Annotated in this window: 3 protein-coding genes and 1 pseudogene; 2 read left to right on the forward strand and 2 right to left on the reverse strand. The window is 68.3% G+C overall.

Annotation, left to right across the window (positions count from 1 at the left end):
• The first annotated feature begins 123 nt into the window (after window positions 1-123).
• The gene (locus WAW85_RS14400; RefSeq protein ID WP_422560283.1) at window positions 124-927 is read left to right on the forward strand and encodes a spermidine synthase; all 804 of its coding nucleotides are present in this window, start codon (window positions 124-126) and stop codon (window positions 925-927) included.
• Here the strand turns inward: WAW85_RS14400 and WAW85_RS14405 are convergent, their stop codons facing one another.
• Window positions 928-1,449 (reverse strand): hypothetical protein, encoded by a 522-nt coding sequence (locus WAW85_RS14405; RefSeq protein ID WP_422560281.1) that lies wholly within the window; start codon window positions 1,447-1,449, stop codon window positions 928-930.
• Window positions 1,450-1,490: 41 nt separating this feature from the next.
• Here WAW85_RS14405 and WAW85_RS14410 point away from each other — a divergent pair, with 41 nt between their 5' ends.
• Window positions 1,491-1,829 (forward strand): gamma-glutamylcyclotransferase family protein, encoded by a 339-nt coding sequence (locus tag WAW85_RS14410; protein WP_422560282.1) that lies wholly within the window; start codon window positions 1,491-1,493, stop codon window positions 1,827-1,829.
• A gap of 17 nt (window positions 1,830-1,846) precedes the next feature.
• On the opposite strand, the pseudogene WAW85_RS14415 reads toward WAW85_RS14410, so the two are convergent.
• Window positions 1,847-2,030: pseudogene (locus tag WAW85_RS14415) on the reverse strand (lipase); the annotation flags it as partial.

Here is a 2,030-nt window from a genome sequence, read left to right on the forward strand (position 1 = left end):
GTGCCCGCGCTGCGGATCGCCGACGGCCAGGTCCCCGACCATTCCGGCCGCCATGCCGATCGCCACCGAGTCCCATGTGTTCACGTCGCCGATGGTATCGGCCCGGGGGCTACCCTTGAGCCGATGGCCAGCACACCTAAACCCGAATCCGGGAGCTTCGACATCTCCACCGGCACAGCCGAACTCGTCGCCGATGGGGTCGGTGGCTGGTTGCTGACCGTCAACGGTGCGCAGAGCAGTCACGTTGACCCGTTCGATCCGGGCAATCTCGAGTTCGAGTACATGCGCCAGATGGCCGCCGCCATCACCGATGCCTACCCCGACACGGCGACACCTCTGCGTTTCTTGCACCTGGGTGCCGCCGCGTGCGCGCTGCCCCGCGCGATGGCGCACCGCTACCCCCACTCCAAGCACGTCGCCGTCGAGGTCGACGCCGAGCTTGCCCGCCTGGCCCGCGAATGGTTCGACCTGCCGCGGGCGCCGCGGCTGCGGATTCGCGTCGGAGATGCACGCGAAGTAGTCGAGGCGCTCACCGAGTCCACGCGTGATCTGATCATTCGCGATGCGTTCGCCGCAGCGATCACGCCGGACCATCTCAAGACGGCGGAGTTCACTGCGGCGGTGCGGCGGGTCCTGGCCCCCGGCGGGCTGTACCTGGCGAACGTCGGCGATCGGCGCGATCTCACGTCCGCGCGGCGCGAGGTATCGACCGTCGCCGAGGTCTTCAGCAATGTCGAGCTCATCGCCGATCCGTCGATGTTCAAGGGCAAGCGGAGCGGGAACGTCGTCGTCGTCGCCGGCGACGGACCGCTCCCCGATTCGACCGAATTGGCACGGATTCTGCGCAGCGACCCGGAGCCGTCCCGACTGCTCACCGGAAGTGCCGCCACCGATTTCGCGCGCCACGCGCCGGTGTTCCGGGACTGACTACCGGCGCGGGCCGAGCCCGTAGCGGGCAAACACGCTGGCGTTGGCCGCCAGAAATGCCGCCCCGAAGTAGTACTCGGTGAACAGGGTCTCGTCCCAGCCGCCGAGGAAGGCGTCGGCGATGAACAACGCCTCGATAGTCGCCAGGCCGCCGTCGGGGTCCAGGTCCACTTTGTTCTTCCGCGGGTAGGCGGTCACGAAGCCCGGCGGAATGCCAGCCAGCAGCGGGAGCGGCTCGGGAACCCAGCGGAGAAATCTGGGCAGTTGCTTCCAGGTGCAGTCGATGGCCGAGAGCCGCTCGACGGGGCCGTCGGCACGTAGTCGTGGGGCAAGGGTCGCCAGCGATTCACCGTCCGGGTGCAGGAGCAGGTCGCCGCTCAGCGGACCGAGCGGGACGCCGCGGCGGATACGCCGGATTGCGAAGTCGTCCCGGTAGGCCAACGGCAGAATGGTGCATTTGGCCGCACGCTCGCTGCGGTCCACCAGGACCTCGAACACCCGCTGCTGCGGTTTGACCGTCACGGGTCAGATTATGGCGTACCGGCGCACGTAGGCTTCCCCGGGTGACCCATCACCTCTTCTCCTACGGCACTCTCCGGCAGCCCGAGGTGCAGGCGGCGCTGTTCGCTCGGTCCGTGCCGACCATCGACGACGCCCTGCCCGGCTACCGGATCGAGTGGCTGACGATCACCGATCCCGAGGTGATCAGGACCAGCGGGTCTGATCGACATCCGATTCTGCGCGCAGGCGCGCCGACCGACTCGGCTCCCGGCGCCTATCTGGTCTTGTCCGACGACGAGTTGGCCGCCGCCGATGCCTATGAGGTCGACGACTACGTCCGCACCGCCGTCACCCTCACCTCGGGTATGGCGGCGTGGGCCTACCTGGCCGCGGACGAGTAGCCACGGCGATCTGCCTGCTACAACGGGAAGCCCGACGTGCAGCGCGGGGTCGCCGTGCTGCCGCCGAGGGTGTTCAGCACCACTCCGCCCACCCAACTGTCGTACGGCAGGCCCAGGTGTCCGACCGGATCGCTGGGGCAGAAATCCTGAACGACCACGTTGCGCACATTCGCCGCCCGCGGCAGGAAACCATCGGTGTAC

The organism is Gordonia sp. (in: high G+C Gram-positive bacteria) (genome assembly GCF_049299075.1).
In the GTDB taxonomy this organism is placed as follows: domain Bacteria; phylum Actinomycetota; class Actinomycetes; order Mycobacteriales; family Mycobacteriaceae; genus Gordonia.